At 50.0% G+C, this 23,919-nt stretch carries 16 protein-coding genes and 1 pseudogene; 11 read left to right on the top strand and 6 right to left on the bottom strand.

Annotated elements, in window-relative coordinates; translation table 11 throughout:
* Positions 1 to 87: 87 nt before the first annotated feature.
* Positions 88 to 1,539 carry an extracellular solute-binding protein gene (locus DWZ56_RS03700; protein ID WP_118555040.1) on the top strand — a complete coding sequence of 484 codons (1,452 nt, stop codon included), beginning with the start codon at positions 88 to 90 and terminating at the stop codon, positions 1,537 to 1,539.
* A 5-nt stretch (positions 1,540 to 1,544) separates the two neighbouring features.
* Positions 1,545 to 4,550: a bifunctional diguanylate cyclase/phosphodiesterase gene (locus DWZ56_RS03705; protein WP_118555041.1), complete on the top strand. Its 3,006-nt coding sequence runs from the start codon at positions 1,545 to 1,547 to the stop codon at positions 4,548 to 4,550.
* On the opposite strand, the gene DWZ56_RS03710 is transcribed toward DWZ56_RS03705, so the two are convergent.
* Positions 4,528 to 5,229, bottom strand: coding sequence for an ABC transporter ATP-binding protein (locus DWZ56_RS03710; RefSeq protein WP_118555042.1), 702 nt, complete (start codon positions 5,227 to 5,229; stop codon positions 4,528 to 4,530). The two genes, DWZ56_RS03705 and DWZ56_RS03710, sit on opposite strands and share 23 nt — an antisense overlap.
* Positions 5,230 to 5,886: 657 nt before the next feature.
* Between DWZ56_RS03710 and abc-f the strand changes: the two genes are divergently transcribed.
* The 3 genes and pseudogenes from abc-f (at position 5,887) to DWZ56_RS03730 (ending at position 11,006) form a co-directional block, all read left to right on the top strand.
* Positions 5,887 to 7,521, top strand: a complete 1,635-nt coding sequence (gene abc-f, locus DWZ56_RS03715) for a ribosomal protection-like ABC-F family protein (RefSeq protein ID WP_118555043.1) — start codon at positions 5,887 to 5,889, stop codon at positions 7,519 to 7,521.
* 163 nt (positions 7,522 to 7,684) lie between these two features.
* A pseudogene (locus DWZ56_RS03720) lies at positions 7,685 to 9,804 on the top strand (sodium-translocating pyrophosphatase).
* A gap of 383 nt (positions 9,805 to 10,187) precedes the next feature.
* A complete protein-coding gene (locus DWZ56_RS03730; protein ID WP_243095047.1) occupies positions 10,188 to 11,006 on the top strand; it encodes an alpha/beta hydrolase in 819 nt (272 codons plus the stop codon).
* Between the two features lie 302 nt (positions 11,007 to 11,308).
* Here the strand turns inward: DWZ56_RS03730 and DWZ56_RS03735 are convergent, their stop codons facing one another.
* From DWZ56_RS03735 to DWZ56_RS03750, 5 genes are all read right to left on the bottom strand, one after another.
* Positions 11,309 to 11,794 carry a GNAT family N-acetyltransferase gene (locus tag DWZ56_RS03735; protein WP_118555046.1) on the bottom strand — a complete coding sequence of 162 codons (486 nt, stop codon included), beginning with the start codon at positions 11,792 to 11,794 and terminating at the stop codon, positions 11,309 to 11,311.
* 40 nt (positions 11,795 to 11,834) lie between these two features.
* Positions 11,835 to 11,969, bottom strand: a complete 135-nt coding sequence (locus DWZ56_RS23285; RefSeq protein WP_279220272.1) for a hypothetical protein — start codon at positions 11,967 to 11,969, stop codon at positions 11,835 to 11,837.
* A 1,002-nt stretch (positions 11,970 to 12,971) separates the two neighbouring features.
* Positions 12,972 to 13,982: a GGGtGRT protein gene (locus DWZ56_RS03740; protein WP_118555047.1), complete on the bottom strand. Its 1,011-nt coding sequence runs from the start codon at positions 13,980 to 13,982 to the stop codon at positions 12,972 to 12,974.
* Between the two features lie 18 nt (positions 13,983 to 14,000).
* The gene (locus DWZ56_RS03745; protein WP_118555048.1) at positions 14,001 to 14,693 is read right to left on the bottom strand and encodes an iron-sulfur cluster assembly scaffold protein; all 693 of its coding nucleotides are present in this window, start codon (positions 14,691 to 14,693) and stop codon (positions 14,001 to 14,003) included.
* Positions 14,694 to 15,048: 355 nt separating this feature from the next.
* A complete protein-coding gene (locus tag DWZ56_RS03750) occupies positions 15,049 to 15,888 on the bottom strand; it encodes a PocR ligand-binding domain-containing protein (protein WP_158584432.1) in 840 nt (279 codons plus the stop codon).
* Positions 15,889 to 16,115: 227 nt separating this feature from the next.
* Between DWZ56_RS03750 and DWZ56_RS03755 the strand changes: the two genes are divergently transcribed.
* The 6 genes from DWZ56_RS03755 (at position 16,116) to DWZ56_RS03780 (ending at position 23,882) form a co-directional block, all read left to right on the top strand.
* Positions 16,116 to 17,519, top strand: coding sequence for an L-fucose/L-arabinose isomerase family protein (locus DWZ56_RS03755; RefSeq protein WP_118555050.1), 1,404 nt, complete (start codon positions 16,116 to 16,118; stop codon positions 17,517 to 17,519).
* Between the two features lie 29 nt (positions 17,520 to 17,548).
* Positions 17,549 to 19,042, top strand: a complete 1,494-nt coding sequence (locus tag DWZ56_RS03760) for an FGGY-family carbohydrate kinase (protein ID WP_118555221.1) — start codon at positions 17,549 to 17,551, stop codon at positions 19,040 to 19,042.
* Between the two features lie 66 nt (positions 19,043 to 19,108).
* Positions 19,109 to 20,104, top strand: a complete 996-nt coding sequence (locus DWZ56_RS03765; protein ID WP_118555051.1) for a class II fructose-bisphosphate aldolase — start codon at positions 19,109 to 19,111, stop codon at positions 20,102 to 20,104.
* 15 nt (positions 20,105 to 20,119) lie between these two features.
* On the top strand, positions 20,120 to 21,076 hold the full coding sequence (locus tag DWZ56_RS03770) for a class II fructose-bisphosphate aldolase (protein WP_118555052.1): 957 nt from the start codon (positions 20,120 to 20,122) through the stop codon (positions 21,074 to 21,076).
* Between the two features lie 74 nt (positions 21,077 to 21,150).
* A complete protein-coding gene (locus DWZ56_RS03775; RefSeq protein WP_118555053.1) occupies positions 21,151 to 22,122 on the top strand; it encodes an aldose 1-epimerase family protein in 972 nt (323 codons plus the stop codon).
* Between the two features lie 434 nt (positions 22,123 to 22,556).
* Positions 22,557 to 23,882 carry an ABC transporter substrate-binding protein gene (locus DWZ56_RS03780; RefSeq protein ID WP_118555054.1) on the top strand — a complete coding sequence of 442 codons (1,326 nt, stop codon included), beginning with the start codon at positions 22,557 to 22,559 and terminating at the stop codon, positions 23,880 to 23,882.
* The last annotated feature ends 37 nt before the right edge of the window (positions 23,883 to 23,919 follow it).

Below are 23,919 nucleotides of genomic sequence, written 5' to 3' on the forward strand. Positions count from 1 at the left end.
GGCCGGTATACCCGGTAATGTTATTGAAAATACCGCTGAAATAGATTATACTCTTTTTATCACACACAATACGGGGGGCTCATCCTGATGAAAAAGAGTAAGAGAATCTTAGCGGCTGCACTGACCGCAGTACTATTATTGACGGGATTATGCGGCTGTTCATCCAATCATGCCGAAACAGTAAAGCTGGATAAGGATCATCCGGTTAATATCGATATCTGGCATTATTATAACGGCGCACAAAAAAATGCATTTGATGAGCTTGTCAGCGAGTTTAATACGACAGTCGGCAGAGATATGGGAATTGTAGTGGAGGCTTACAGCCAGGGAAATATCGCGCAGCTTGTGGAAAATGTGCTGGATTCAGCCAACAATAAAGTCGGCACAGAACCCGTTCCCAACATTGTGGCCGCATATGCGGATTCTGCCTATCAGTTTGATCAGATGGGCCTTGTGGTGAGCCTGGAGAAATATCTGACAGAAGATGAGATTGAGGAATACATCCCTTCTTACATAGAAGAAGGCCGGCTGGGCAAGGGCCAGGAGCTGAAGATCTTTCCGACAGCCAAAGCTACGGAAGTGCTGATGATCAATAAGACGGACTGGGATAAATTTGCGGCCAAGACGGGCTATTCTTTGGATAAGCTGTCCACGGTGGAGGGCCTGATTGAGGTGGCCGAGAGTTACTATGTGTGGTCGGGCGGCAAGGCGTTTTACGGGCGTGATGCGATGGCGAATTACATAATTATCGGATGCAAGCAGCTGGGATCGGAGATATTTTCTGTTGATTCTGAAGGTAAAGTGACCTTTCAGGTGGATGACGATATTATGCGCAGGCTCTGGCAGTGCTATTATGTGCCGTATATCAAGGGATGGTTTGCATCTTATGGCAAGTTTCGATCCGATGATGCCAAGGTAGGAGATATTCTTGCGCTGGTGGGATCCACCACAACCGCTACTTATTTTCCTAAAGAAGTGATTGTGGACGACACAAACAGCTATCCGATCGAAGCGGCTGTAATGCCGGCTCCGATATTTAAAGACGGGGAAATCTGTGCGGTGCAGCAGGGTGCCGGCATGGTAGTGACTAAAAAGACGGCCAAGGAGGAATACGCCTCCACAGTATTTCTGAAATGGTTCACCGAAGCACAGAGAAATACGGAGTTTGCCATTGAAGCCGGTTATCTTCCTGTAAAAAAGGAAGCAAGCAAGGCGGAAGGTATAAATAAAGCGTTAGACAGTGCCACCAACACAGAATTCTCAGTGACGATGCGTCAGACTCTGTCAGTCGCGGTAAAAATGACAGAGGATTATCAGCTGTATACAAACCGGGCGTTTGAAGGCGGAGCCCAAGCCCGTGATGTGCTGGAGTATTCGATGTCCGATAAAGCCATGGAGGATGCTGCAAAGATTCAGGAACTGATGGATGCAGGCACAGATTATTCCACCGCTGTGGCTATGTTTGATACGGAAGAGAATTTTCAGGAATGGCTGACCCAGTTTAAACAGGAGCTTGCTGCCACACAGGAAGGAAAGTGACTGGTATGCGTAAGAAGACGTCCATCTTAAAGAAGATGCTGATTCCTATGCTGTTGGTGATGGCAGTCCAGTTTGCCCTGCTTTACCTGGTCGTGATCCGCGGCGGCCTGCTCAATGAGCTGCAGGTCAACGCTTTTGATATATTCGAAGGCAAGGTTACCAGTCAGCGCAACCGTCTGCAGAATGATATGCTGCAAAGATGGTCCAATCTGGAATCTTGTGTGCTGTCCATTCAAAGTAAGACGAAGGCATATTTGGACGAGAAAGAGAAATCAACAGAGGATTTAGCGGTGGGAGACCCTCTGACAGAGACGCTGCTTGCGGATCTGTCGGAGGATCTGATTTATCTGCTTAGGCGCAATTCAGTAACGGGCGCTTTCCTGATTCTTGACGGAGACCGTGAGGATATAAAATCCGGCCTTTATTTTCGTGATCAGGAACCTGCATACAGTTCTGTGGATAATTCAGATCTTTTAGCAGAACGCGGGCCGGCAGAAGTGATCAGAAGCCAGGGAATCCCCATGGATTCTCTCTGGTATCCCACATTTACCTTTGGCGAAGACGGAGAAGATGAAGAGGCCGGTTCTTATTTTTACGGGCCTTTTTTGGCGGCCCAGGAACAGGGAAGCGATAACTATAAAGATTTTGGCTATTGGTACGGTCCGTTTTATCTGAATCAGGATACCGCCAGCGATTCTTATCCGATCCTTACCTATTCCGTTCCAATTACGGACGATGAGGGAAAGGCGTATGCGGTCCTGGGGGTGGAGATGTCCACCACTTACCTGAAGAGCACTATGATACAGTCGGAGCTTAGCAATATCGGTCAGGGAGGCTATCTGCTGGCTGCAAGTTACCAGTCACAGGAGCAGGAAGATGGCTCTCTGAACTGCAGTATTGTTATGCAGGATGGCTCTTATCTGCGCAGCATCCTGGGAGATTCTAAGGAATTATCGTTAAAGAAGGTGGAGGGGCAGACAAATGTCTACACGCTGGACTGCGAGAACAGCATGAACCAGACGGTTTATGCAAATGTTCAGACACTGACCCTGTATGACAGCAACACCCCTTTTGTAAAGGACCGGTGGATGATCATTGGAATCGTTTCAAAGGGGGAGCTGCTGGGATTCGCCTCCAGATTTCAGCAGCTGATGCTGATGGGCAGCCTTGTGACCTTTACCATTGGTATTCTGGGGATCGTAGTGGTATCCAGAAAGATATCCAAGCCGATGTTTACACTGATGACCCAGGTCAGAAACGCCAATCCGGAGAAAAACCTGAAGCTGGAGAAACTGCATATCAGTGAAATAGATGAGCTGTCGGAGGCAATTGAGAATTTAAGCTACAGGGTGGCGGATGAGTCGCAGAAACTGTCCACGATTTTGGAAATGGTGGGCGTATCGGTGGGAGCGTTTGAGTATAATCCGGCTTTAAGCAGAGAGGTGTTCTGCACGGATGCCCTTTTTTCCATCCTCCACATGGAAGAACTAAAGACGGAATCCAATTATGTGGACCCGGCCGGATTTCAGAAAGCATGGCATAAAATCCGGGAGTATCTGCGGGAGCGCTCAGAGGACGGCACAGTCTATCTTTACGAATTTCAGTCGGATGGCAAGCCCTGCTGGGTGCGCATGCAGATGCATGTGGAGGGCGATGTATTCCTCGGGGTGGCAACGGATGTCACACGCGAAATCCTGGAAAAACACCGGATCGAGCATGACAGGGATTTTGATCTGCTGACGAATATCTATAACCGGAGGGCCTTTTACAATTCGGCCAAAAAGCTGTTCCGTGATCCGGATAAACTGAAAACTGCTGCCATGATTATGATTGATCTGGATAATCTGAAGATGATTAATGACAAATACGGACATGATTACGGTGATGAATACATTCGGGAAGCTGCCGCCACTGTGCGCAGACATGTGAATGACCGCATGCTGTTTGCCAGGTTGTCCGGAGACGAGTTTATACTGCTGATTTACGGATATGAGTCCCAGGACGAGATCTGGAAGCTGTGTGATGAGATACAGGAGGCCCTGCATACGGCGAGAATCTATTTTCCGGACTATACCAGCACCAGTATCAGCGCGTCGGCGGGAATCGCGTGGTATCCTATGGATGCGTCGGACTATGAGCGGCTGCTGCGTTTTGCGGATTTTGCCATGTATATGGTGAAGAGAAACGGAAAAGGCCGTTTTACCGAATTCAATATTGAATCCTATAATCAGGAGGCATATCAGCTGCAGTGCCAGAAGGAACTGGATATGATCCTGGAAAGAGAAGCCCTGGAATATCATTTTCAGCCTATTGTGGATGCCGTGACCGGGGAGATCTTCGGATATGAGGCGCTGATGCGCCCGCAGACTGACAATATACAGAATCCGGCTGAACTTCTGGCTCTGGCTAGGGTACGGTCACAGTTGGATCAGCTGGAGATCCTCACCTTTTTTAAATCCATGGAATATTTCTGCCAGCTTCCGATATCCGGCGGCACCTGCTGCCTGTTTCTCAATTCCATCGCGAATCAGTGTATGGCAAAAGAGGATTGGGAACGCTTTGAGGAGAGATATAAAGCATATCTTAGCAGAATTGTCATCGAACTGACGGAAGAAGAGCGGTCAGACAGCGATTATACCAATACAAAACGCAATATCACCAAACAGTGGGGCGGCGGTATCGCGCTGGATGATTTTGGCGTGGGATATAACGGTGAAACGGTGCTGCTGGAAACTGTGCCTGACTATATTAAAGTGGATATGTCCATTGTCAGAAACATTGATACGGACCCGGACCGCCTGCACATCCTGAAAAATCTGGTTTCTTACTGCAAGGCGCGCAATATACGCGTGATAGCGGAAGGCGTGGAGACCAGGGCGGAGATGGAAGCGCTGATCCGGGCTGACATCGATTATCTGCAGGGCTTTTATCTGGCGCATCCGGCGAAAAATCCGGATACGGAACTGGGCAGAGTGAGAGAGGAGATTCTCACCATTCAATCTCAGAGATAGGGGTAGGATGGCCGTTCACTTTTGCGCTGCCGGCCTTGCCGTTTTTAAAATGTATGACTTTATCGGCCATAGGGGCCAGAGCGGAGTTATGTGTGATGATAACGACCGTCATCCCCTCTTTGCGGCAGGTGTCCTGGAGCAGCTGCAGGATCTGTTTTCCGGTGTTGTAATCCAGGGCGCCTGTGGGCTCGTCACAGAGCAGCAGCTTCGGATTTTTTGCGATGGCCCTTGCGATGGAGACACGCTGCTGTTCGCCGCCGGACAGCTGGGAGGGGAAGTTTTGGAGGCGTTTTTCCAAACCTACTTTTTTAAGAACGTCTGCGGCATCCAGAGAATTCTTACAGATCTGAGAAGCGAGCTCCACATTTTCGACCGCTGTCAGGTTGGGAACCAGATTATAAAACTGAAATACGAATCCGATATCCTCTCTGCGGTAACGGATCAGCTCCTTTTTCCCAAGTGCTGTAACTTCTTTGCCATCTACAAACACCTTGCCGGAGGTGGCGGTATCCATGCCTCCCAGGATATTCAGCGCAGTGGTCTTGCCGGCCCCGCTGGCGCCGACGATGATCACCAGTTCGCCTTTATCTATGGAGAAGCTGGCCTGGTCCAGCGCTCTGATTTTAACTTCCCCCATCTGATATTCCTTAACCACATCCTGAAATTCAATATATGCCATTAAAAAGACTCCCCTTCCTTTTGGTTTTTTGTGGGATAAATAAGTAAAACATAGCATGGCTTCGGGCGTTTGTCAATGTTCACAGTCGGATGCAATCGGGTAATTTCTGTGAATATTTTATAAACTGGATGTGAAGTGAAAAACCACACCTGCCCTCTCATACGCTGCTTTATCGGCAGCGTGTGAACAGTAACAACTGTTACTTTTAAATTAGTGAAAGCTGATCCGGGCCTTGACGGATGGATGATTCTATATTATGATAGAAAAAATGCAGATATTAAACGGATGAAAGATGAGGGTGAAAGGATGTATCGTACTGTCGCTTGCTAAGTCAACTAAATATTCCACAATAACAGGTTGCGCGGACAAGCCGCGTCTGTTTGCGACGGATGGGCAGGATAGTACGGATTTTTTACTGAATATGCAGATACCTCATATCACGAAGGCTCTTTAAAGCGTGTGCTTTATAGGTGAAGTGAATTACAGAGCGTATACGATACAGTTTATACCGTAGGATGATTCCTGCGGTGTTTTTTGTTTCATGGGAAAGACCTCCGAACGGGATTCTTTCTTGCTCAATAGGAAAATACGATCTATTGAACAAAAAATGCTCCGCCCACACCGTCGATGATAATAATTACTTAAAGGAGGGTTCATATGTCACAGATCCGAGTAACAGATCTCACATTTTGCTATGAGGGATCGTATGATAATATTTTTGAAAACGTCTCCTTCCAGATCGATACGGACTGGAAGCTGGGATTCATCGGACGCAACGGAAGGGGGAAAACCACCTTTTTAAAGCTGCTGATGGGAGAACTGGAGTATCGGGGCAGCATCAGCTCCAGCGTGAAATTTGACTATTTTCCGCTGCAGATTTCAGATGAGCGGCTAAGAACGCTGGATCAGATCAAGGATTGGATTGCGCCTTACCGCAGCTGGGAAGCGGTGCTGGACCGTTTTACGGAAACTGAAAGGGGCGAGAAAACCGCATCGACAGGCGCAGAACCGGATACAGAAGCTGCGCGCAGGCAGCAGGAACGCCTGCTGGAGGAATACAGCAGAGTATTGGAACTGTATCTGGCTCATGACGGATATGCGATAGAAGAGCGCATAAAGAAAGAAACGGCATCCCTGGGAATCCGGGAGGAGGCTCTTTATCGTCCGGTGGGCACCTTAAGCTATGGGGAACAGACTAAGATCATGCTGGCATCCCTTTTCCTGAAGACCAATTATTTTCTGCTGATTGACGAGCCGACAAATCACCTTGATGCGGATGGGAGAGCGCAGCTGGCGGACTATATGAAACGGAAGAAGGGCTTCATTCTGGTCTCTCATGACCGGTACTTTCTGAATCAGGTCATTGACCATGTGCTGTCCCTAAACAGGTGCAGCATACAGCTGCAGAAAGGTAATTTTGATTCATGGAAGCAGAATAAGGATCAGGAGGATGAAAGCCAGCTGGATCAAAATCTGCATTTGAAAAAAGAAATCCGAAGAATGGAGGAGGCATTCCGCCGGACAAAGGGGTGGTCGGATAAGATTGAGGACAGCAAGATCGGCACCCATGCTGCGGACCGCGGAGCGATCGGAGCCCAGTCAGCCAGGATGATGAAGCGGGCAAAGGTGCTGGAACGAAGGCAGGAGAAAGCGTTAGAGGATAAACAGGGGCTGCTGCACGATATCGAACAGACACCGGATTTGAAGATGAATCTTATGGAGTATCCGAAGCGTAAGCTATTAGAGGCTGAAGAACTATGCATTTATTATGGAGATCGGAGGGCGGCGGGGCCGGTGAGCTTTCAGCTGGAACAGGGGGAACGCGTTGTCCTTACAGGTCCCAACGGATGCGGTAAATCCAGCATACTGAAACTGATTCTGGGGGAGGAACTGCGCCATACCGGCCGTCTGACATGCGGCAGCGGACTGGTGATTAACTATGTCTCTCAGGACACATCCTTTCTGAAAGGCTCCCTAAGGGAATATGTGGCGGCAGAGAGGCTGGATGAGACGACGTTTAAAACGGTTTTGAGGCAGCTGGATTTCGGAAGGGAGCAGTTCGAAAAAAATATGGAGGATTTCAGCAGCGGGCAGAAAAAAAAGGTCCTGCTGGCCCGGAGCCTGGTGCGGCCCGCACATCTGTTCGTATGGGATGAGCCGCTCAATTATGTGGATATATTTTCACGCATACAGCTGGAGGAGCTGATTCTCCGGTATCAGCCCACGATTTTGATTGTGGAGCATGACCGAATGTTTGCCGAGAATGTGGCTACAAAATTTGTCAGACTATAGTGAGGACGAATTAAATAATAGTAACAGTTCAGACGGCGGAAATATTCGTATATCCTGCCTTTTCTGTTGCATAATCAGATATGCAGAACTATACTATAAGTAAAGATAAGCGAATATCCATGCTCACAGGAGCATGTGATATCCTATGGAAGGAGGCCAAATGATGAATCTGACATTTTTAACTCCGCTTGGATCCATAGCTGCTTTATTGTTCGCTTTATATCTGACAGCAAAGGTGTTGAAGGCTGATAAGGGGTCAAAGGAGGTACAGGATATCTCCGGTGCTGTAAGGAAGGGTGCGAATGCCTATCTGAAGAGACAGTATAAGGGCGTTGCATTTTTCTTTGCCGCGATGTTTATTGTCTTGATCGTGCTCGCCTGTACCGGGCTGGTGACAGTGTTTGTCCCGGCGGCCTTTCTGACAGGCGGCTTTTTCTCCGGCCTTTCGGGCTTTATCGGCATGAAGATCGCAACGGCGGCCAACTGCAGAACGGCCGCAGCCGCACAGAGGAGCTTGAACGGAGGTTTGAAGGTGGCTTTTCATGCCGGCGCGGTGATGGGGTTTGTGGTGGTAGGTCTGGGGCTTTTGGACATCTCCATCTGGTTCTTTTTCCTGAAGTACTGGTATTCCAATCCGGCCCATCTGGTGCTGGAAGCAGGCCAGTCTTTGGAAAATGCTCAGATCCGTTCCATTACATCTGCGATGCTCACTTTTGGCATGGGCGCTTCCAGTATGGCGCTGTTTGCCAGGGTGGGAGGGGGGATATTCACAAAGGCTGCGGATGTGGGGGCCGATCTGGTAGGAAAGGTGGAGATCGGCATCCCGGAGGATGATCCCAGAAATCCTGCGGTGATTGCGGATAACGTTGGTGATAATGTGGGGGATGTGGCCGGCATGGGGGCGGACCTGTATGAATCTTATGTGGGGTCTGTGATATCCACGGCCGCGCTGGCCGCGGCTGCAGGACTGGGCTTTAACGGTGTGATGATACCGATGGTGCTGGCGGCCATAGGCATTTTAGCCTCGATCATCGGATCCTTTTTCGTAAGGACAAAAGAAGGTGCGGATCAGAAACAGCTTTTGGGCGCGCTGCGGCATGGCGTCTGGATCAGCGGGCTGCTGATCGCGGCAGCGGCGTACTTCCTAATCCGATTCGGCTTAGGCAGCGGGTACAACGGCGTATACTTTGCTGTACTTTCGGGGCTTGCTGCAGGGGTGCTGATCGGACTTTCCACCGAATATTTTACCTCGGATTCTTACCGGCCCACGAGAAAACTGGCAAAATCAGCGCTCACAGGTCCGGGAACGACCATTATCAGCGGGCTTTCATTGGGTATGCTCTCAGCGGCGGTGCCCATACTGATCATTGCCGCTTCGGTCCTGGTGAGTTATTTCGCCGCGGGAGGCGGAGCATCTTATAATATGGGACTGTATGGAATCGGGTTGTCGGCGGTGGGTATGCTTTCCACACTGGGCATCACACTGGCGACGGATGCTTATGGGCCGATTGCCGATAATGCCGGCGGCATCGCGGAAATGGCTCTCATATGGGGGAAGAGGTGAGAACGCGCACGGATGCGCTGGACTCATTGGGAAATACAACAGCGGCCACCGGAAAGGGCTTTGCGATCGGTTCGGCCGCGCTGACCGCGCTGGCTCTGATCGCTTCCTATGTGGAGCAGGTAAAGGTGCTTAGGCCAGATGCTGCGTTTAATCTGTCGGTTACCAATCCTCCGGTACTGATCGGACTTTTTATCGGCGGCATGCTCCCGTTTTTGTTTGCCGCTCTTACAATGGATTCCGTAGGGAGAGTGGCTCAGTCCATCGTATTGGAGGTGCGGAGACAGTTCAGGGAAATCGCCGGACTGATGGAAGGCAGGTCAGACCCTGATTATGAGAAGTGTGTGGATATCTGTACCAAATCCGCACAGAAAGAGATGCTGCTGCCTGCGGTTACGGCGGTGGCGGCACCGATCATCACCGGACTGATCCTGGGTGTGAACGGTGTGGTGGGCATGCTGGCCGGAGCGGCAGTCACCGGCTTTCTGCTGGCTGTGGTGATGGCCAATGCCGGCGGTGCCTGGGATAATGCAAAGAAATTCATCGAGAAGGGAGAGTATGGAGGCAAAGGCAGCGAAGCCCATAAAGCAGCGGTGGTGGGGGACACTGTCGGCGATCCATTTAAGGATACTTCCGGACCTTCCATCAATATTCTGATGAAACTGCTCTCTATGGTTTCTATTGTATTTGCAGGATTCATTCTTTCATTTTCGATACTTTAATGATATAATATGTCAGGGATTGCAGTATTTATATCCCGGCATAAATCCTGGAAGAACTCCCCCCACGGATTCCTCCTGATTTATGAATGCAGGCCGGCGCCGGCTGATCCGTCATCAGGCGCCGGCCTTTATGTATTATAGAAGGATGAGAGTGGCAGGGTTTGTGGCAGCTGCCATCAGCCGGAGCGTGATGAAACAGCAGAATCAGCACTTGACAGCGCGTCCGGATCCAATTAGTATATGTATTATTGAAGGCACTGCCGGATAAAAATGCGTATCCGGACCGAAAGCCTGCAGGCGCCTGCCGATGCGGCGGCCTGCAAGCATGCTGAGCGCTTCGCAGCGCAGAATAAAGGTGCAGGATGAAACTGATTAGAGAGAATATGAAAGTAAGAGAAGACGGCAAAGCGGCGGAATTAATCGGGTATTTGCCGGACGATATTTTTAAGGGGGAAGGAAAGGGGAGGCTTAGGCCGGCAGTTCTGGTGATACCGGGGGGCGGCTATGCTTTTGTATCCGACCGGGAGAAGGAACCGGTGGCGCTTATGTTTGCCGGGCGGGGTATATGCGCGTTTACTTTGGATTACAGTGTGGCGCCGGATGCGGTATTTCCGCAGTCACTGTGTGAAGCGCTTTTGGCGCTTGCCTTTATCCGTGAACATGCGGAAGAATATGGGATCGATCCGGCCAATATAGCCATCTGCGGTTTTTCGGCAGGGGGCCATCTGGCGGCCAGCACCGCGTGTTTCTGGAACCATCCCATAGTTCGGGAAGCGGTCGGTGACCGGACCAAAAACTGCAGGCCGGATAAAGTGATGCTCGGTTACCCAGTCATAACCAGCGGGCCGAAGGCTCATGAGGGATCTTTTGAAAATCTGCTGGGCAGCCGCTGTCAGGATCCTGCGGTGAGAGAGCTTGTATCTCTGGAGAAGCAGGTAACAGAGGATTTTCCTCCGGTACTGATCTGGCATACCTTTGAGGATGCGACCGTGCCTGTGGAAAACAGCCTGCTCTTTGCACAGGCGCTGACAGAACATAAGGTTCCTGTGGAGCTGCATATCTTTCCGCATGGAAGCCATGGCCTTTCCCTGGGAAATTATCTGGTATATCCTGACTGGAAGTATGAGGATGTGCATGAGAGCGCGAAATGGTTTGAGCATGCGGTAGACTTTGCGTTTGCCGGGAGCGTTTACAGCAGATAGTGCTGTGCATATAAATGGGCAGAAACGACACGCCGGTGAGAATCGGAATCAGGTTCGGGCAGATGACTTAGACTGTATGGAGGAATAAAAATATGACCCCACAGGACAGCGGTATAAAATGTCCCTGTAAAAGACTAAAGTGTGAACGCTATGGCGACTGTGAGGCCTGTATGGCACACCATCATGCGCCTAAAAAGAAACTGCTGACTGCCTGTGAGCGTCTGCGCGCGAAAGAAGAGCGGAAAAGAACCGCCGGTAAGCAAAAATAGGTATTAGTAGGAGGATTCCTGGAAAATCGAGGACTATGAATGATCGGCTGCGTCTTCCAGATATTTTACTAAAAACAGGCAGGGATTTGCTTCATCCCAGAGCAGCGGAAAGACTTCCAGCGGAATAAACCCCATCCGCTTGTAAAATTTCCTCGTCCGCGCATAGTGCTCACTGGCTGCGGAACCATCCAGCGTTTTTACGGTGAGATATTTCTGACCGCGGTCCCGGCAGAAGACTTCTGCGCGTGAAACAAGAGCGGTGCCGATCCCCTGCCTGTGAAAGTCTTCGAGTATACCCATCACATAGATTTCCGATGTATAGGGATTGTGGACTTTGACAGCCAGAAAGCCGATGGGGCGGGTTCGGTCATATGCGGCATAAAAGGGAAGCCCTGCCGCTTCCTCAACATACTCAGCGATGGAAGACTCGATGCCGAACCAGTCCGGCAGTTGATGTAAAATACAGCTGCATAGTTCGGATTTTGCTGCGGGATCAGTTACTTCGCGGATTTCTATCATAAAAACACCTCCTGCGTATATCAATGTTTAATGAATTATATCATCCGGGATGAAGTGTTGGCAATAGTGCATTTGCTAAAGCAAAGGTGCCCTGAATTAGTTCCCATATTTTTTCTGCATCCTTATCACTCATTACAGTAACTGCACCTAAAATTCTCTCTTTTACATTAGACATATTCATCACACTCCTTTATAAATCTGACCACGATTTCCAATATCTATAATATCGATTATAATACCATTTACATCAAATAATACACGGAAATCACCGACTCTAAGCCGATACCCACCAACACCTTGTAATTTTTTTATATCAACAGCAACCTATGGCAGCGACTATGCCGCGGGCAATAAAAAGACTGGTTGGATTAAGTTGGTGGATGGTATGAGAATAGCAGATTGAGTTACATTGCTTACCATTTGCCTACAAGGCGAAAATTTGGTAGGCAAAGTGTATTTATATAAAAATTCCAGCATGGAAAGGGGACCGCCAAAGCGGTCCCCCAAATTCAATCAAATCAATTAAAAACCTTATAAAATCAAGCTTTTTCCTTAGAACTTCCCAGCCTTCGCCGCTTCCCCAATCGAAACGGAGAATACTGGTTTTCTAGGGGTTGAGGGATGTTTGCGTGCTATGGGTGTGCTACTCTGCCACACTGACGGCTGCTCAATCCTATTCTGAATTTTGAAAAATAGTGGACAGCCTGTTACTTTATAGATATAATTAATATGCTGTTGACTCTTTCCGGCAGGAAGGAGGTGCAACCAATGGAATACATATCTGCTTTTCTTATCTCTGTCGTGGCAGGAATAGTTTGCTACTATATCTGCAAATGGTTAGATGGAGATAAATAACCAACAGCTAACCTAAGTTATTCCTCTTCAAAAGGAAAAGAAACCCCAAGGAGTTGCACCTCCTTGGGGTTTCACTTTGCGCCCAATGGACACATCTGCTTTTCTCTGCTAATATTATATTACGCTAGGAAAGTTAAAATGTCAATAGTTTATTCTGACAGTGATAATCATTTTTATTCCAACGTTACTGTTCACAGTTACCGAAAAATTCCCACGTATGAGAGGGCAGGGGATGGCCCTCATACGCTGCCCTCTCATACGTGGGAACAGTAACTTCCAACCATCAAACATCTTTAAAAAAACTTATTATAAGAGCAATCTCTTAAAATTTCCCTGCTTTTGCGCTCTCTTCAATCCCAACCGCAACCGCAACGGTAGCGCCAACCATCGGGTTGTTGCCCATACCGATCAGACCCATCATCTCAACGTGAGCCGGAACGGAAGAGGAGCCTGCGAACTGCGCGTCGGAGTGCATGCGGCCCATGGTATCGGTCATGCCGTAGGAAGCAGGGCCGGCAGCCATGTTGTCCGGATGAAGGGTTCTGCCTGTACCGCCGCCGGAAGCAACAGAGAAATACTTCTTGCCCTGTTCAATGCATTCCTTCTTATAGGTTCCGGCAACCGGATGCTGGAATCTGGTGGGGTTGGTGGAGTTGCCGGTGATGGAAACGTCAACGCCCTCTTTGTGCATGATCGCAACGCCTTCGGTTACGTCGTTGGCGCCGTAGCAGTTAACTTTGGCTCTTAAGCCTTCGGAGTAGGATTTGCGGTAGATTTCCTTCACCTCTCCGGTGTAGTAATCCATCTCTGTCTCCACAAAGGTGAAGCCGTTGATTCTGGAGATGATCTGAGCGGCATCCTTGCCAAGGCCGTTTAAGATAACTCTTAACGGTTTCTGACGTACCTTGTTGGCCTTCTCCGCGATACCGATCGCACCTTCCGCAGCTGCGAAGGATTCGTGTCCTGCCAGGAAGCAGAAGCACTCGGTGGATTCTTCCAGAAGCATCTTACCAAGGTTTCCGTGTCCCAGACCAACCTTACGCTGATCGGCAACGGAACCGGGGATACAGAATGCCTGCAGCCCTTCGCCGATCGCGGCGGCAGCGTCAGCAGCCCTTCTGCAGTCCTTCTTGATCGCGATGGCAGCGCCTACGATGTAAGCCCAGCATGCGTTTTCAAAGCAGATCGGCTGGATCTTCTTAACCTGCTCATATACATCCAGACCGGCATCTTTGGTGATTTTTTCAGCTTCTTCGATGGAAGCAATGCCGTAGCTGTTTAATACGGCGTTGATCTTATCTATTCTTCTTTCATATGATTCAAATAAAGCCATTTCTTTACTCCTCCTCGATTATTCTTCTCTAGGGTCAATGATCTTCACAGCGTCAGCAACTCTGCCGTACTGGCCTTTTGCTTTTTCCCATGCGGTGTTCGGGTCGTCGCCCTTTTTGATGAAATCTGTCATCTTTCCAAGGCTTACGAACTGATAACCGATGATCTGATCATCTGCGTCTAAAGCGATACCTGTCACATAGCCTTCTGCCATTTCCAGGTAACGAGGGCCTTTCTTTAATGTGCCGTACATGGTACCAACCTGGGAGCGGAGTCCCTTGCCAAGATCCTCCAGGCCTGCGCCGATCGGAAGCCCGTCCTCTGAAAATGCGGACTGAGTTCTGCCGTATACGATCTGTAAGAATAATTCTCTCATTGCTGTATTAATTGCATCACATACCAAGTCTGTGTTTAATGCTTCCAGTACGGTTCTGCCGGGCAGGATTTCAGCGGCCATAGCAGCTGAATGGGTCATTCCTGAACATCCGATGGTCTCAACCAGCGCTTCCTGAATGATGCCTTCCTTAACGTTTAAAGTCAATTTGCAGGCACCCTGCTGAGGAGCACACCAGCCCACACCATGAGTCAAACCGGAGATGTCTTTGATTTCTTTGGATTTTACCCATTTCGCTTCTTCAGGAATCGGAGCAGCACCATGAGCAACGCCTTGTGCTACTGTGCACATTTTTTCTACTTCATGTGAATAAATCATTGTAAAACTCCTTTCAACTATGTAATCGATACTTGGAAATAAGATGGCGTCTGTCCTATCGTTATTTCTTTCACATCATACCGCATCTATTTTCTCACAAAATGTCGAAATAGTCCAGCAGATTTTTTGCTTACAGAGCGCTTCATGTTACTATTCACAGCTGCCGTAAACGTCCCGCGCATGTCGGTACAGAGTATGCTCCCCATTGGGACACGCTCTCGCTCCGTGAAGCGCGCAGCGGTTCTAATGCTGCAAACTACGCAGCAAAAGAACCGGCGGGCTTCAAGGGATCCCAATGAGGACCATACTCTGTAAAGACATGCGCTGCTTTATCGGCAGCCGTGAATAGTAACCGCTACATGCGGGACCGGACAAAGCGTTTGGGCGGCTGGCCGCAGATCCGTGTAAATACCGTTATGAAATAATTGTAATCGCGGAATCCGCACAGAGAGGCAACCTCGGCAATCGTGAGTTCAGGGCGGTCCGTCAGGAGCTTTTTTGCCTTTTCTATGCGCTGGCGGCGGATGAATTCGGCAATGCCCATACCATAGCTTTCCCTGGCGATTTCATACAGCCTGGTTTTCCCAATTTGAAACTGTTCACAAATAGAGACAGCGCTGATGTCATCCGTAAGGTGTTTCTGTATGTACTGGTCGATCTGCACCGGCAGGTTTTCAAGCTTTAAGGTGGCCATCCGTTCGAAGGACAGATAGGTGGCCACAGCGCTCAACAGATGGGAGGCGGAGAGAATGTATTCTTCTGTGATGATGGGCCGCTCCCTGCAGGCTTCTTCCAGAAGACTCAGGTTGATGCTGTAGTGTTTGCATTTTTCGGAAATACTGCTCCAGCCCGTTTCATAATCGGGGTAGGAGAAGATATGGCCGAACAGCAGATATCCCACGATCAGATTGCTGAAACGGATCGGCATGATCGCTTCCGTTAAACCGGCGTGGCACTGATAGATATAGGTGTCATGCCTTTTGGAGGCGGTCTGGCAGGCGGACTCGTCACATTTAGCACACATGCGGCAGGCCGCCGGATCCTTGCGGATGCAGCGGCAGAAGGACGCCCGTTCGGCGGGATAGGATACAATTTCCTGAAAGTCGGTATCAAATACGGTGATGCGGATATCGGTTATGGTATAAAAGTCCTTTAAGAGGGCGGTAAGTTTGGTGATGTTGAAGGAAGAGATCATATTATGTGCGCTCCTTTCCGGCCGTACCGGACATCGGCCGGCCGATGAATCCATGATAGCATATTCTGCGAACAAAATCAAAGTTATGTGGACGAAAGGCTATATATTACATAAGAAAATAATTTTATACTGTACCTATAAAACAGTATGTGCCGGAGTGGGAAAGCGCATTTCTATGCACACAGGTGGTCAGCCTGCGGCCGGCGACATGAAAAGAAGGAGACAATATGAAGAAAATCACATTTGCGCTGTGTTTCGGCAACCGGGGATTTATGCCTGGAGAGCTCATCTACGGCGCCAGAGAAGACATGGTAAAGGCGGTGTGCGATGCGGGCTATGACTATATCGCCATGGATGCAGAGGCAACGCGGTACGGGGGAGTGGAAACCAGGGAGGAAGGGCTAAAGTATGCCCGGTGGCTGAAGGAGCATGAAGGCGAATATGACGGGGTGATCTTCTCCATGCCGATTTTCCCCGATGAAAACGGTGCCATTACGGCTCTGCAGGATGCGGGTGTGCCGATCCTCATGCAGGCCTATCCGGATGAGATCGGCAGGATGGATTTCGCCCACAGAAGGGACGCCTTCTGCGGTAAATTTTCCGTTACCGATGTATTCACGCAGTATCAGGTTCCTTTTACGGTGATGAAACCCCATACGGTGCATCCTCTGTCTCCGGCATTTGCGGACAATCTTAGAGATTTCGCCGCCATATGCCGTGTGGTAAACGGCATGAAGCGCTTTAATGTGGGATGTATCGGAGCCAGAACCACCGCCTTTAAGACCGTGCGGTTTGATGAAATTACGCTGCAGAAATACGGCATTAACGTGGAATCCTTTGATTTATCAGAGGTGTTTTATAAAGTAAATCAGAAGTCCGATGCGGATCCTGCAGTCCTTATGAAAGAGGAACGGCTGCGGCGGTATACGGACTGCTCCAAAGTGCCGGAAGAGAATCTGCTGACGCTGGCAAAGGTGAGCGCGGTGATCGACGAATACATAGAGGAGTATAAGCTGGATGCTCTGACGCTTAGGTGCTGGAACGAAATGGAGACGGTCCTAAGAATATGTCCCTGTGTACTGCTTAGCGAGCTCAATGACAGGGGTATCCCGGCGTCCTGCGAGATCGACATGTGCTCGGCACTCACCATGCGGGCGATGAATCTGGCCAGTGAACAGCCGACCGCGGTTTTGGACTGGAACAATAACTATGGAGATGATGAGGATAAGGTGATTTTATTCCACTGCGGACCGGTGGCTCAGAGCCTGATGACAGCGAAAGGCACTGTTACGGAACATAAGATGTTTGCCAAAGGGGATCCGGGATCCGGCTGGGGCAGCAATGAGGGCAGGATCCGGCCGTTTTCCATGACCTATTCCAACTGCCAGACTAAAGACGGAAGGATTGTGATCTATGCCAGCGAAGGCGAGTTTACGGAGGATGTGATCGAGGACGGGTTCTTTGGATGCGGCGGCGTGGCCAGGATACCCGATCTGCAGAATAAGCTCATCCGGCTGGCAAGAGGCGGATTTAAGCATCACACCTCTGTAGGGGTCGGGCATATGAAAGAGATTTTAAAAGAGGCCTTTACCACCTATCTGCATTATGACTGGACGGATATCGATGAGTAAGGCCTAAGAGAAAGGATGGGATGACGGCTATGAAGATTGCGGGATTGGATATCGGCACAACCGGGTGTAAGCTGACCGTTTTTGACAGTCAGGGAAACTGTTTGGATAAGGCTTACCGTGATTATCCCGTCAGGCGGTCCTTCGGAGAGCATGAGACGGATCCTTCGGCTATCCTGGAGGCGGTATTTGCAGTGATCCGTTCTGTGACAGAGGCGCATCCGGATATAGAAGGACTTGGGGTGACCAGCTTTGGGGAGACCTTTGTGCTGGCGGATGAATCTGGCCGGCCTCTGCATATGGCCATGCTCTATACGGATCCGAGGGGGCTTACGGAATGTGAAGAGCTCGTGCAGAAGATCGGCAGAAAAAAACTCCTGTCACTTACAGGCGTGAATCCGCATCAGATGTACAGCATATCCAAAATCATGTGGCTGAAGCGCAGCCGGCCTCATCTCTATGAGAAGGCCAGACATATCTTTCTGATGGAGGATCTGGTGATATACGCGCTGACTAAAAACGCGCGGATCGATTATTCGCTGGCGGCCAGAACCATGGCGTTTGATATACACAGACTTGCCTGGAGCAGGGAGATCTTTGATGCAGCCGGAATCGACAGGAGCCTTATGTCAGAGTGTGTCCCGTCAGGGACTGTGGCCGGTACGGTAACTAAGGAGGCGATGGCTTCTACCGGCCTGCGGGCGGGTACCAGGGTTGCATGCATCGGCCATGACCAGGTGGCGGCGGCCGTAGGAGCGGGCGTGTTTGATTCAAGTGCAGCGGTGGACGGCGCAGGGACGGTGGAATGCATCACACCGGTAATGGATGGGATTCCCGATCAGGAAGCGGCAGCCAGAGGGAATTTTGCCGTGGTTCCTTATGTGATCCCCGGAAAATATGTATGCTATGCGTTTTCCTACATGGGAGGGGCATTGATACAGTGGTGTATCGAAACGCTGGCGAAGAAGGAAAGGGAATTCGCGAAGGAAGCAGGTATCTCTGTAAATGAGTATCTGGAGAAGTGCACAGCCGGTCCGACCGGCCTGCTGGTGCTGCCGCATCTGGCGGGAGCGGCCACTCCCTACATGGACACGGGCTCTAAGGGAGTGATTGTGGGACTGACGGCGGATACTACGGTGGGAGAGCTGTACCGCGCCTGTATGGAGGGTGTGGTATATGAGATGATGGTCAATATGGAATATTTGCAGCAGGCGGGCATTCAGATTCAAAAGCTTCATGCCACCGGCGGCGGCGCCCGTTCCGGAGAATGGCTGCAGATGAAGGCGGATATGCTGAACCTTCCTGTCACGGCCCTGATAACAGAGGACGCCGGGACTGTGGGCAGCGCCATGCTGACCGGCATTGCCGCAGGCTGCTTTGCGGATTTGAAGGATGCCGCCGGCCATATGGTACAGATGCGGGAAACCTATTATCCCAGAGCGGATATGCATGATAAGTACCAAGAGCTTTATATGAGGTACCGGAAGCTTTACGGTGCGGTCAGGCCCTTGGTAGGGGATACATAAACAACCGCCGATAGATCCGTAGATTTTGGAGTGAACTAAGAATTAAGAATACAGGAGGAACACAGGATGCCGATTATAACAGGCAGAGAGAATGTAAAGAAAATATATGAAGAGGCAGCGAACAGAGGATGGGTGATTCCATGCTTCTGCACGGAAAACCTGACCACCACGGAGGCGGTGCTGTCGGCGGCCAGCGAATATGCCAGGGAGAACCGATTGGCACGGGTTCCCATCACGCTGGCCATGACTGTGCGCTATGAGCACCGTCCCCAGGCGGTCAACTATACAAGGACGGGGAGATGGGACCTGGGACTGAAGCTGTTTCGGGCGGATGCCCAAATCGCGTCAGAGGCCTTTGACAATGTGGATCTGCTGCTTCACCTGGACCATGCGCAGTATGATTTGGATGCAGAGCTGCTGGATTCGGACCTCACCGGTTATTCCTCCGTCATGTACGATGCCTCCGCCCTGCCTCTGGACCAGAATATCCAAAAGACGCGGGCATTTACGGAGAAGAAAGGCAGTGAGATTCTGATCGAGGGAGCCTGCGATGAGATCGTGGATGCTTCCGGCGAGGAGCACTGTGAGATCACCGCGGCGGATAAATGCGAGCGTTATATGAGGGAGAGCGGCGTGGATATGGTGGTGGCCAATCTGGGCACGGAGCACAGGGCATCCGGTCAGAATCTGTGCTATCACGGGGAGGCCGCCGCCGCGATCCGTGACCGTATCGGTCACAGGATTGTGCTGCACGGTACCTCCTCCGTATCCAATGAAAAGATTGGCGGGCTTTATCAGGACGGAATCTGCAAGGTAAATATCTGGACTGCTCTGGAGCGCGATTCTTCACCGGCGCTGACAGAGTTCCTGGTCAGAAATGCCTCAAAGGCCGCAGGCCCGGATGCTGTAAAACGTCTGGCGGAAGAAGGCTATCTGACGGATAAGTGCCTCACGGGTGAGGTTTCTTCACTCGGTGTCTGCACGACAACTGCGCGGCAGGAAATTATATTTGGCGTGATGAAAGAGATGGTTAAAAACTATCTGAATTTATGGTATAAATAAAGGAGCGGTCAAACAATGCTGGTAAATATGAATGAAGTACTTCTGCCCGCCAAGAGGGATCAGTATGCGGTCGGGTTGTTTAATGCCGTTAATCTGGAATTGGCCAGGGGCATCATAAATGCGGCGGAAACCATGCAGTCACCGGTGATCATGGGAACTGCGGAGGTGCTGCTTCCCTACGGACCTTTAGAGGAGGTTTCGTACTACCTGATTCCTATGGCCAAAAAGGCAAGAGTACCTGTCGTGATACATCTGGATCACGGATTAAATTACGATACCTGTATCAGGGCCTTAAAGCTCGGCTTCAGTTCTGTTATGTACGACTGTTCCATAGATCCCTATGAGGAAAATATCCGTAAAGTGAAGGAGATGGCGGACATCGCCCATTCTTACGGAGCGACCATTGAGGGAGAACTGGGGCATGTAGGGGATAACGAGGGTTCTGCGGAAGGCAGTTCCTGCCTTACGGATCCTTCCCAATACTATACGGATCCGGAAAGGGCCAGAGACTATGTGAAAAGGACAGGCGTGGATGCGCTGGCCATTGCGGTGGGCAATGCCCACGGCGCGTATAAACTGCCGCCTAAGCTGGACTTTAAACGGATCCGGACAATTGCCCGCACGGTGGATGTGCCGCTTGTGCTGCACGGCGGCTCCGGCCTGACAGATCAGGACTTTAAACAGGCTATCAGGGAAGGCATCAGCAAAGTAAATATCTTTACGGATATCAATGTCGCCGCAGTAAAGGCGGAATTGGAAAAATTCACGGATATGAACAAAGGCATCATTGATCTGATTCCTGCGGCGGTGGAAGCGGTAAAACAGGAGAGCATAAAAAAGATACAGCTTTTCGGCAGTGACGGCAGAGCCGGAAGGGAACCGGCATTCGGCTCTCTAAGCGCTTCGGATCTGGAGAAGCTTACACAGCTCGTGGCCGCCGAGGTGGCAAAATATCTGAAGGGAAATAGCTGAGGAAAGTTTATCAGGCAGGATTAGCGGTATACACGAAATCTGGAAGAATAAAGGTGCGCTAAGAGGAGGTAAAAATGAATCCATATATCGGACACAGCTCACAGATAGGCGGCGTGGAAGAGCACCGGCTGGTGGGGGGCAAAGGCGACGGCATGCGGATCTATGAAGTGAATAACACAAAAGGGCTGGAGATGGTCATCTGTCCGGACCGAAACGGGGATATAGCCAGACTGCGCTACCGGGGGATCAATTTAAGCTATTTCTCACCCTGCGGTTATGTGGCGCCGGCTTACTATGAAAGCAGGGGGAACAGCTGGCTGAAATCCTTTACAGCGGGATTTTTGACCACCTGCGGGCTGCAGGCGGTGGGAACTCCTTGTGTGGACGGCGGGGAGGAACTGCCGCTGCACGGTTCCATCGCCAACCTGCCCTGTGAACACAGCTACTGGGAGGAGGACGATTCCAGGATACTCATCCATACCCTGACAAAGGATGAAGTGATTTTCGGCAGGAAACTTGTGTTAAGCCGCACAGTTGAGATTTCAAAGATGAGCGGCGAATTCGCGGTGCATGATGAAATACATAATACCGGAGACAGAAGGGAACCTATAGAGATTCTCTATCATATGAACATGGGATATCCGCTTCTGGATGAAGACAGCATCGTTAAGATTCCCGCAAAAGAAGTGATCCCCCGGGATGATCACGCGGCACAGGATCTAAAGAACTGGATGCGGATGGAGACACCCGCAGCGGGCTATCAGGAACGGTGTTATTATCACAGGTTTGACCGGAGGGAGGGCAGGGCTTCCATCTTTCAGCCAAAGCTGGGGATTGGACTGGAAATACGGTTTGACAGCGAAAAACTGGACGGCTTTGTGGAATGGAAGATGATGGGAATCCGGGATTATGTGCTGGGGTTAGAATGCGGGAACTGCTATCCGGACGGCAGGGATGTGATGCGCAGGACCGGCATGCTGAAATTTCTCGAGCCGGACGAGAAGATACAATATGATGTACAGGTACTTTTATCTGAAAAACAGTAAGCGCTTCAAACCCGCATGAATGCGGACTTGTGAGGGCTGCAGCTTTTTCCATGTGGTGAATGGGAAAATATACTTACTGGAAATGTCGTATTTTACAAAAAAGTCGCCCATTTTTTTGCGCTTGCCATTGTATATTTCGCTCATATTTTGTAGTGAGATGGAGCATCTTCAGGAACAGGAATATACGGACCACACCCCATAACAACTGAATTTTAAGAAGTTATCTATACTGTGAAAGACAGAAGCATTTGCAAGGTTTGCAGATGCTTCTGTTTTTTAGTTTTGTACCCGGCGGGCACATGCCCTTTCCGATCCAGTTTAAAAATATGCACATAAAGTGTAGTTATTTGAACTGGAACACAGTGAATATGCACAGTATAATTTCATTATAAAAACAGCGGACCTCAATCTGCAAAAGAAGGGAGAATACATCTATGAGAAGAAAAGGCTTACACGTTATTTTATGTCTGGTTCTGACTGCAATGCTGGCTGTTCCCGGCTGCAGTTCAAAGCCTTCCGGCGTAACCGATACGGGCGGACCGGCGGGAACAAAAGAAGAGAACGCAGCCACTGGACAGGGGGAGATCAAACTGGAGTTTCTGTCCTGCGAAACGGATGAACAGCTGGCCGTGCTGAAGGAAATTATAAACACCTATAATGAAACCAATACGGATAACATTACGGTGGAGCTTACGGCGCCTTCCGATTATGAGAATCTCATGAAGACGAAGATGGCGGCCAATAATCTGCCGGATATTTTCGGCACCCATGGATGGGCTGTGAGAAGATATGATGAATATCTGTATGATTTAAGCAATGAGAGCTGGGCCTCCGAAATCGATCCGGCCATAGAATCCATAATAAGGGATTCCGATGGAAAGCTATGCGCGCTGCCGATTGCACAGGCCAATGAAGGCATCCAGTTCAATCTGGACGTGATTGAAAAATATGATATTGATATCCATGATCTGGAAACGATGGAGAAGTTTGAAGCTGCGCTGGAGAAAATTAAGACCGAAAGCGGCGGGGAAGTGGTGCCGGTCTACATGGCGGGTTCGGATGCCAGCATTATCGGCTTTTTCATGAATTCCCTGGCCGCGACGAATATCGGGGGAAGCCCTGTATCGGGTGCGGATGCGCTGACAACCGGAGAAGAGTTCGACTGGAGCCAGATTACAGCCGTGCTTACAGAGCTGAAGAAGATGGCGGATAACGGCTATCTTAACGATGATTACCTGACCGCCCAGGTGCCGGATATGATCCAGGCGATTGTGGAAGGCAGATGCGCGTTCATCTATCTCGGCAATGCTGTGATGACGGCGGCTTCCGCCACGGCTCCCGATCTGCGCTGGGGCTTTATGCCTTATCCGACCATGCCGGAATTAGGCTGCACGGAACCGGCTCTGGTAAACGGAGAAAAAATCACATATGGAATATGGAAAGACAGCGAGAATGTGGATGCGGCGCGGAAAGTCCTCGAATACCTGGCGCAGGAAGAAAATGTAAAAGCACTGTGTGCGGCAGTTTTTGCACCCTCGGGTTTCCTGAATATCGAGGCGGATCTGGGCAGTCTGAATGAGTATTATAACATGTGGAAGGATGTCAAGAATGTGGGACAGTTTGACCGGACCTATATGCCTAACGGTGTTTACGATACCTGGGCGGACGCTACCTCGAAGGTACTGATGGGCAGCTACACGCCCGATGAGGCCACGGACCTGATTAAGGCGGAATATGACAGACTGTTTAAGGCAGAGTAACAGCAAAATATTTTGATAATCACAATTAAAGGCGGCG

It is taken from the genome of Lachnotalea sp. AF33-28 (assembly GCF_003477885.1).
GTDB lineage: Bacteria > Bacillota > Clostridia > Lachnospirales > Lachnospiraceae > AF33-28.

Excerpts from the sequence above, each read along its gene's own strand:
- DWZ56_RS03700 (WP_118555040.1), top strand. The coding sequence starts at position 88 with ATGAAAAAGAGTAAGAGAATCTTAGCGGCTGCACTGACCGCAGTACTA.
- DWZ56_RS03705 (WP_118555041.1), top strand. The coding sequence starts at position 1,545 with ATGCGTAAGAAGACGTCCATCTTAAAGAAGATGCTGATTCCTATGCTG.
- DWZ56_RS03710 (WP_118555042.1), bottom strand. The coding sequence starts at position 5,229 with ATGGCATATATTGAATTTCAGGATGTGGTTAAGGAATATCAGATGGGG.
- abc-f (WP_118555043.1), top strand. The coding sequence starts at position 5,887 with ATGTCACAGATCCGAGTAACAGATCTCACATTTTGCTATGAGGGATCG.
- DWZ56_RS03730 (WP_243095047.1), top strand. The coding sequence starts at position 10,188 with ATGAAAGTAAGAGAAGACGGCAAAGCGGCGGAATTAATCGGGTATTTG.
- DWZ56_RS03735 (WP_118555046.1), bottom strand. The coding sequence starts at position 11,794 with ATGATAGAAATCCGCGAAGTAACTGATCCCGCAGCAAAATCCGAACTA.
- DWZ56_RS23285 (WP_279220272.1), bottom strand. The coding sequence starts at position 11,969 with ATGTCTAATGTAAAAGAGAGAATTTTAGGTGCAGTTACTGTAATGAGT.
- DWZ56_RS03740 (WP_118555047.1), bottom strand. The coding sequence starts at position 13,982 with ATGGCTTTATTTGAATCATATGAAAGAAGAATAGATAAGATCAACGCC.
- DWZ56_RS03745 (WP_118555048.1), bottom strand. The coding sequence starts at position 14,693 with ATGATTTATTCACATGAAGTAGAAAAAATGTGCACAGTAGCACAAGGC.
- DWZ56_RS03750 (WP_158584432.1), bottom strand. The coding sequence starts at position 15,888 with ATGATCTCTTCCTTCAACATCACCAAACTTACCGCCCTCTTAAAGGAC.
- DWZ56_RS03755 (WP_118555050.1), top strand. The coding sequence starts at position 16,116 with ATGAAGAAAATCACATTTGCGCTGTGTTTCGGCAACCGGGGATTTATG.
- DWZ56_RS03760 (WP_118555221.1), top strand. The coding sequence starts at position 17,549 with ATGAAGATTGCGGGATTGGATATCGGCACAACCGGGTGTAAGCTGACC.
- DWZ56_RS03765 (WP_118555051.1), top strand. The coding sequence starts at position 19,109 with ATGCCGATTATAACAGGCAGAGAGAATGTAAAGAAAATATATGAAGAG.
- DWZ56_RS03770 (WP_118555052.1), top strand. The coding sequence starts at position 20,120 with ATGCTGGTAAATATGAATGAAGTACTTCTGCCCGCCAAGAGGGATCAG.
- DWZ56_RS03775 (WP_118555053.1), top strand. The coding sequence starts at position 21,151 with ATGAATCCATATATCGGACACAGCTCACAGATAGGCGGCGTGGAAGAG.
- DWZ56_RS03780 (WP_118555054.1), top strand. The coding sequence starts at position 22,557 with ATGAGAAGAAAAGGCTTACACGTTATTTTATGTCTGGTTCTGACTGCA.